Source organism: Terriglobales bacterium, from assembly GCA_035691485.1.
Taxonomy (GTDB): Bacteria; Acidobacteriota; Terriglobia; order Terriglobales; family Acidobacteriaceae; genus JAIQGF01.
This window is the reverse complement of sequence record DASSIZ010000080.1, coordinates 1-7,308: the sequence shown is the minus strand read 5'-3', so window position 1 is coordinate 7,308 and position 7,308 is coordinate 1. Positions and strand designations below refer to the sequence as shown.

9 protein-coding genes are annotated in these 7,308 nt (G+C 61.8%); 7 read left to right on the top strand and 2 right to left on the bottom strand.

Annotation, left to right across the window (positions count from 1 at the left end; all coding sequences use genetic code 11):
* Positions 1-22: 22 nt before the first annotated feature.
* A complete protein-coding gene (locus tag VFI82_11145) occupies positions 23-262 on the bottom strand; it encodes a hypothetical protein (GenBank protein HET7185231.1) in 240 nt (79 codons plus the stop codon).
* Between the two features lie 72 nt (positions 263-334).
* Positions 335-640, bottom strand: a complete 306-nt coding sequence (locus VFI82_11140; GenBank protein HET7185230.1) for a hypothetical protein — start codon at positions 638-640, stop codon at positions 335-337.
* Positions 641-812: 172 nt separating this feature from the next.
* Between VFI82_11140 and VFI82_11135 the strand changes: the two genes are divergently transcribed.
* The 7 genes from VFI82_11135 to VFI82_11105 all read left to right on the top strand — a co-directional run.
* Entirely contained in the window at positions 813-2,717 is a 1,905-nt protein-coding gene (locus tag VFI82_11135) for a hypothetical protein (protein HET7185229.1), read from the top strand.
* A 40-nt stretch (positions 2,718-2,757) separates the two neighbouring features.
* On the top strand, positions 2,758-3,462 hold the full coding sequence (locus VFI82_11130) for a molybdenum cofactor biosynthesis protein MoaE (protein HET7185228.1): 705 nt from the start codon (positions 2,758-2,760) through the stop codon (positions 3,460-3,462).
* A gap of 36 nt (positions 3,463-3,498) precedes the next feature.
* Complete coding sequence (locus VFI82_11125; protein ID HET7185227.1) at positions 3,499-4,446, top strand: VWA domain-containing protein; 948 nt, start codon at positions 3,499-3,501, stop codon at positions 4,444-4,446.
* A 20-nt stretch (positions 4,447-4,466) separates the two neighbouring features.
* Complete coding sequence (locus VFI82_11120) at positions 4,467-4,763, top strand: RNA chaperone Hfq (protein ID HET7185226.1); 297 nt, start codon at positions 4,467-4,469, stop codon at positions 4,761-4,763.
* 69 nt (positions 4,764-4,832) lie between these two features.
* The gene (locus tag VFI82_11115) at positions 4,833-5,720 is read left to right on the top strand and encodes an inositol monophosphatase family protein (protein HET7185225.1); all 888 of its coding nucleotides are present in this window, start codon (positions 4,833-4,835) and stop codon (positions 5,718-5,720) included.
* Positions 5,721-5,823: 103 nt separating this feature from the next.
* Positions 5,824-6,186: a cupin domain-containing protein gene (locus tag VFI82_11110; GenBank protein ID HET7185224.1), complete on the top strand. Its 363-nt coding sequence runs from the start codon at positions 5,824-5,826 to the stop codon at positions 6,184-6,186.
* Between the two features lie 68 nt (positions 6,187-6,254).
* Positions 6,255-7,308, top strand: a 1,054-nt coding sequence (locus VFI82_11105) for a radical SAM protein (GenBank protein ID HET7185223.1), incomplete at its 3' end; no start/stop codon positions are given.

Sequence of the window (7,308 nt, the reverse complement as noted above, 5' to 3'; positions counted from 1 at the left end):
ACAGGCATTATCGTGAGTAACACTATGGAACCATTCGCGCTGGCCAGTTGGGGTCATCAGGGTCGTTGTCCTCCGCAGCCCTCATGATGAGCAAAGACCAAGCCGTTCCGAACAAACCAAGAACTGCACTGATGATGGCTTCGGCAAGGGAACGTTTTTCCAGTACCGCCCACACAAAATCGGCCAACGCACAGATCGCAAACACAAGTACAACGCCTCTCGCCTTCATGTTGCCACTGCGGTGCTGTTTGGTCTCTTTCACTTCAGACTCACCATGCGGCACTCAACGAGCGATAACAGGCATTACCGTAAGTTACGACGAACAACTCATGTCTTACTCAGACAGCGTACGGGAGTACATGGACTTTCCCGCGAGAGCAGAAAAAAGTAATGGCAGCAGCACTAACAGGAGTTCGAATGCTTTTCCACGCAGACCTGCGCGATAGAACACCGACATCACATCCCAAGTGACAGCACCTCCGCCTGCGGTCGATGCCTGCGACGCACGAGGAGCTGATCCTGCGACCCACACCGCGAGCAGGAAAAACTCAAGAACCGCTGCTGCAAATAATACGAGCACGCCGACAAATGCGCCTGCAACCACTGCTCTCAACCGTGCTAACCACGAAATAGATTTCAAAGGAGTTGAGCTCCTTCTAGGAGCTAAATAAGAGCCAACGAGCGATAACAGGCAATGTAAGTATGCGCCTTTTCTTCGCCGTAATTAAGGTCTTGTTCCAGGCTCTTAGTCGTCTGGATACCCCCGGCGTCCGCGCATGAGCGTGCTTGGGTAACTATGCTAGTGTTGCCCCGTGCCGGCCACCATAGCCCCGGAACCCGTCGCACAAGCATCCTGCCTCACGTCCACGACCGCCAGGACCGGGGTCGAGTCTCGCGGGGGATCGGTTGCATTCTGGATGGTGTTGCTGGCGGTAACGGCTGCCGGCGCTGCCTACGCTTACGCGCACTTGAAGAATGGCTGGATCGCGGGCGACGATGGCTTCCTCGCACAGTGCGCCCTGCGCGTGTTTCGGGGAGAGCTTCCGCACCGGGATTTTCATGACAACTACACCGGCGGGCTCTCCATGTACCACGCGCTCTGGTTTCGCATCGTCGGCGTGAACCTGGTGGCGACGCGGTACGCCGTATTCGTGGTCATGGTGCCCTGGATTGCAGCCGTGTATTACATCGCCACGCGGTTCGCGGCCGCGTTTGCGGCCGCCGCCGTCACCCTGCTCGCGATCGCGTGGAGCCTGCCCACGTATCCGGCAGCCATGCCGTCCTGGTACAACCTGTTTTTCGCGACCTTTGCTGCCGCCGCGCTGTTGCGCTTCCTCGATGTGGGAACGCGGCGCTGGTTGCTGGTGGCCGGAGTGTGCGGGGGAGTTTCCTGCACGGTCAAGATTATTGGCGTGTATGCGGTGGCCGCGATCCTGCTGTTCTTCATCTTTCGCGAGCAATCCGAGGCCGCATCGCGCACGGAGTCTGGGGGGCAGAGTGCGACGGCATACCGCGTATTCGTGGTTTCCGGGCTGGTTCTTTTTCTCGCGCTGCTGTTGTGGATGATGCGCCGCCAGCTGGGAAGCGGCGAACTGTATCATTTCTTCCTGCCCGCCGCGGCCATGGTTGCGCTGCTCCTTTGGCGCGAGGCGCGAATTCGGGGGGCCGGCAGTCGCGAGCGGTTCATGGCGCTACTGCGCATGGCGCTGCCGTTCGCGTTAGGCTTTGCGTTGCCGGTGGGGCTGTTCCTGGCCCCCTACGTGCTTTCTCACTCCGTCGGTGCTCTTTTGACCGGCGCCTTCGGCGGGGTGGAGAACGTGATGAGCTCGCCGCGGCGCCCGGTCATCCCCGAAGATGGGCTTTTCTATGTCTGGCCGCTGTACGCATTGATGGCGGTTGCCCTGAAGCGCGAACGGGCCTGGGGCACGACGGTGAATCTGATCATCGCCGCGGGCCTGGGCGCGATCCTGTTTTTCATGCGCGCGAAGATCATGGTCGCCTTCGTTGCCTGGCGCTCGGCGCTGATGATCGGCCCGGTCGTGGTCTTGCTGGCAGTATGGTTTTTCACGCGCCGGCAGGATTTCGCCAGTTCGCTCACAAAAAAGGCCGAGCAGGGAATCTTCCTGCTGGCCACGCTGGCCGGCTTGTGCAGCCTGGTGCAATTTCCGGTAGCCTTCCCGGTCTATGTCTGTTACTTCGCGCCGCTGACAGCGCTTACCCTCTTCGCTGTGGTATCGGTTTCGGACCGCTGCCGCTGCAAGCCGTTTTTCGCGCAGCTGCTGATCTTCTACCTGGCATTTGCCGTCTTCTTCGTCTCGGTACGGGCCATGTACTTGAACGCGTTTTCCTACGAGCCGAAGTTGCGGGCTTTCCATTTGCCGCGCGCGCAAGGGCTGCGCGCCCATGATGCCGACTACGTCGAGGACGCGGTGGCAGCCATCCTGGCGCACGCGCAGGGCGGCCCCATGCTGGCGGCGCCCGAAGGCGGGGAACTATATTTCCTCACTGACCTGCGCAATCCCACCGACGATGACCGGCGCGTGACCCCGCAAGCGTTGGAACGCGCGATCCAGGACCCGAACTTGAAGGTCATGGTGGTCAAGCACGCCTTCCATTTTCCGGCTTCGAAGTTGACGCCGGAGGAGCTTTCCGAGATCGCGGCCCGCTTTCCAAACTGGACCAACATCGGCGTGTACGAGATCCACTGGCGTCCCTGATGCACCGGCTCCGCCGCCGGTTCCGGTAGAATCAAAACAGATGCGCGTGCGCGTGCTATTTTTCGGCGTGCTGAAGGACCTTGCCGGCAAGGGAAGCGAGGAGGTGTCGCTGCCCGAGGGCGCGACCGTCAGCGACCTGCTGTCGCATTACGAGCAAGACGCAAAGATGAAGGCGACACTGGGATCGATTGCGGTGGCGCTGAACCAGGAATATGCCGCGCGCTCGGCCGCGCTGCGCGATCGCGACGAGGTCGGCCTGCTGCCTCCGGTCAGCGGCGGCGCCGATGCCGCACAACCTGTGATCCCAACCCGGGTTCAACTTACCAGGGAGCGCATCGACACCGGTGCGCTCAGCCAGCGCATGAAGCGGCCGGAGGACGGAGCGGTCGTGGTCTTCGAAGGCATTGTGCGCGATAACAGTCGCGGAAGGCGCACGGTCTATCTTGATTACGAAGCCTACGAAGAGATGGCGAGCAAGCAGCTCGACGAGCTGGCAACAGAGGCACGGGCGAAGTTCAAGGTGCGCGAGGTAGCGATCTCGCACCGGCTGGGGCGGTTATATATCGGGGAGACGAGCGTGGCCATCGTGGTCTGCTCGGCGCACCGGACGGCGGCATTCGAAGCGTGCCGCTGGATGATCGACACGCTGAAGAAGACCGTTCCCATCTGGAAGAAAGAATATTTTGAGGACGGCGCGGTGTGGGCCGATGGCGAGCCATTTCCGCCGGAAATTCGAAAAGTATAGCCACAGAGGACGCTGACAAGAAGAACTGACCCATTTATGACCGTGTTCCGCCGTCTTTCCGCTGTGTTCCTCGTGCAAGTTGTCGGGTTGCTGTCCGCGGCAGCGCCCGCGCAGACCCTGCCTTCGCGGCAAAGCCCGGGCGACACACCGTCGATCAGCGTTGACGTGAAGCTGGTCAACGTCTTTGCCACCGTCACCGACGCCGGCGGGGCACCGGCGCGCACCTTGACCCAGGACAATTTCGCGATCTACGAAGACGGCGTGCCGCAGAAGCTTGCGGTTTTCAGCCGCGAATCGCAACTGCCGCTTTCCATCGTCATGGCGGTGGATGCCAGTCTGAGCACGAAGAAAGACCTGAAGCTGGAGCTAGTGTCGGCGAAGCAGTTCGCACACGAAATTCTGCGCCCGCAGGACAGCCTGGCCCTTTACCAGTTCAGCGAAGTGGTGGAGGAACTGGTGCCGTTTACCGCTGACCTGAGGCGCATCGATGCCGGCATCGAGCGGGTGCATGTGCGCTCGGCCACGGCGATGTACGACGCCATCTACCTGGGGGCCGAGGCGCTGTACAAGCGGCAGGGACGCAAGGTGATGGTGATCATCACGGATGGCGGCGACACCATGAGCAGCACGTCATACCAGGAGGCGCTGCGGGCGGCGCAGCAGTCGGAAGCGATCGTTTACTCGATCATCGTGGTGCCGATCGAGGCCAGCGCCGGACGCGACCTGGGGGGCGAGCACGCGCTGATCCAGCTCTCCAATGACACCGGCGGCAAATACTATTACGCGGACACGCTGCCGCGGCTGGAGCGCGCCTTCGAGCAGATCAGCGACGAGCTGCGGACGCAGTACCTGCTGGCGTATTACCCGGCGCACCGCCTCGCGGAATCGGATTTCCGCCGCATCCGGGTGGACCTGAAAGGCCCGGCCACCGGAGAGCTGAAGGCGCGCTATCGCGCGGGGTATTACACGTCGAAGTTCAAGTAGCCGACTGTTACAATGAGCGCATGCCATTCCGCATTCCTGGCCTTTCCAATCCCCTGAAGAAAGCGAAGACGCCGCCGCCGGAGGAGACGAACGAAGAGGCGATGTACCTGAAGGCGCTTGGCGAAAAACAGCGTCCGGTGCAGGTCAAGCTGCTCGACGGCGAAGTGGTGCGCGGCTGGATTGAATACTACGATAAGAACATGATCCGGCTGACGCGCGAGGGCGCACCCAACCTGTTCATCTTCAAGCACGAAATCATATACATCGCCGAGGACGGCGCGCCGGCGAAACGAGCGAAACCCGCCGACGGCCGCTAGTCGAAAGCCGATGGCCACACCTGGCACATCCGGCTTCCATTCACGGCTGTTTTTATGAGCGGCGTTCCCATGCGATACTCCAGAAGCAATCGAACCTGGACCGTCGACTTTTTGAACTCCACCGACCAATACGTTCCCGCCATGACCGAGATCGCGCGCGAGGCAGGCGCGCTTTTGCTGATGAGTTTTCGCCGCCGCATCGGCTTCGAATACAAGGGTGACGTGGACCTGGTCACCGAAGCTGACCGCGGCGCGGAAGCGCTGATCACGGAGCGCATCCGCGCCCGCTGGCCGCGCCACGACCTGGTGGGCGAAGAAGGGGCGCGCGTCGAGACCGGCAGCGACTATCGCTGGTACATTGATCCCCTCGACGGCACCACCAACTTCGCGCATGGCTTCCCCGTGTTTTGCGTCTCGCTTGCGCTGGAGCACAAGGGCAGGCGCATCGCCGGCGTCATCTACGATCCCACGCGCGACGAACTGTTCGCCGCGGAGAAGGGAAGCGGGGCATACCTGAACCAGCGCCGCATCCGCGTGTCGAGCGTCAATAACATGGCGGAATCGCTGTGCGGCACCGGCTTCCCCAGCCACAAGCGGCACCAGAACCCGAACATCCACTTCTATCACCAGATCACGCTGCGCACGCACGGGGTGCGGCGGGCAGGATCGGCGGCGCTGGACCTGGCCTCGGTGGCCAGCGGACGTCTGGATGCATTCTGGGAGTTCAACCTCAACCCGTGGGATACTGCGGCGGGCGCGCTGATGGTGGAAGAGGCTGGGGGTGAGATCACCGACATCACCGGCGGGCCCTGGCGCCTCGACAGCCGCGAGACGCTGGCGACCAATGGACTGGTGCACGCCGATTTCGTCAAGCTCATGCAAGACATTCTTGCCAACCGCGGCTTGGAACCGTTGCCCAGTCCGGCGGAGTATGCCGCGAATCGAAGTCGAAAGTAAGAAGTAGGAAGTCAGAGTCAGAAGTGGAGGTGTACGCGCGTTTGCCGTGTTTTTCTTGTTCTGATTTCTTATTTCTGACTTCTTACTTTGCTAAAGTCTTGCTGTGCCCACGTTGATTCGAACTCCCACCCGCATCCAAGCCGCCGGCAACAAACCCAAGCTGATCGACGAATACATCGGCCACGTGAATTCGCAGACTGCCCCGGTCAGCGTCGCCCACATGCGCAGCCCCGGCGGATGGCAGGAGCCCGGCCAGACCCCCGACTTCGAGGAGTACACGATCGTCCTGCGCGGAATGCTGCGGGTGGAACATCGAGGCGGGCAGATCGAAGTGCGCGCCGGGCAGGCGGTGATCGCACACCCCGGCGAGTGGGTGCGGTATTCCACGCCGGAGCCTGAAGGCGCGGAGTACATCGCCGTTTGCGTGCCGGCGTTCTCCATGGAAACGGTGCACCGCGACGAATAAAAAGTGCGTAAGGAAAGGTGCGCATTTCTTCTTGACAGAAAGTACTTTGTATAACAAAGTATAGCGGCATGACGGACTTCCTGCAGCCGTTTGCCGCCCCGCTCAAGAAACGGTGGATTCCCGCGGAGATGGCTGCCGCGCCGGCGCTGGACGAGAACGACCCCGGGGACGCCATCGAACCCTGCCGCGCGTTGCTGATCAACCCCTTTTATGCCAAGGATGCACACGCCAGTTTCGGCAAGCACGTACTGACCCCGACTCTGGCTCTGACCAGTTTCGCTGCCGTCACGCCGGCGCACTGGAAGGTTGAGTACTGGGATGAAAACCTGCTGCACGGCCGGCCGCCTTCCCGCCCCATGCCGCAGGTGGTGGGACTCTCAGTCCACCTCACCTTCGCGCGGCGCGCCTTCGAACTTGCGGACTGGTACCGGCGCCGAGGCGCGCAGGTGATTCTCGGCGGACTGCACGTGCTGTCGTGTCCCGAGGAATGCGCTCCCCACGCCGACGCTCTGGCCATGGGCGATGGGGTGCAACTCTGGCCGCGGATCCTGCGAGACGTCGAGTTGGGCCGTTTGCAGCCGCGTTATGCGGCCACGTTTGAGAACGAATATGCCAATGACCCGCCGCCTCTCCGCCGGCTGCTGTCGCGCCGCAGCTTCCTGACCACGGCGAGCCTGATCGCGACCCGCGGATGCCATAACCGCTGCGGTTTTTGTTATCTCGCGACGGATGGACTGCGGATGCCATACCGGATGCGTCGTCCGGAAGAGGTTGCCGCCGAATTCGCCGCTACGGGCGAGCCTTATGCCGTTTTCATTGACAACAATCTCGGTTCGAACCGGGCGTACCTCCACGCGCTGTGTTCCGCCCTGCGGCCGCTGCGGAAAATCTGGAGCGCCGCAGTTTCAATTGATGTCACCGACGATCCGGCCCTGGTTCGTTCCATGGCGCTGGCAGGATGCACCGGCGTCTTCATTGGACTGGAGTCGCTGACCGACCAGAACCTGACCGAATCGCGCAAGAAAACGCCGCGGGCATCCGACTACGCGCGGCGGATCGGCATGCTGCACGATTGCGGCATCCAGGTGAACGGCTCGTTTGTGGTTGGCTTCGACCACGATG

What these genes read in the sequence shown, in the direction of transcription:
- VFI82_11115 (HET7185225.1), top strand. Translation starts at nt 4,833, where the DNA reads ATGCGATACTCCAGAAGCAATCGAACCTGGACCGTCGACTTTTTGAAC.
- VFI82_11125 (HET7185227.1), top strand. Translation starts at nt 3,499, where the DNA reads ATGACCGTGTTCCGCCGTCTTTCCGCTGTGTTCCTCGTGCAAGTTGTC.
- VFI82_11120 (HET7185226.1), top strand. Translation starts at nt 4,467, where the DNA reads ATGCCATTCCGCATTCCTGGCCTTTCCAATCCCCTGAAGAAAGCGAAG.
- VFI82_11130 (HET7185228.1), top strand. Translation starts at nt 2,758, where the DNA reads ATGCGCGTGCGCGTGCTATTTTTCGGCGTGCTGAAGGACCTTGCCGGC.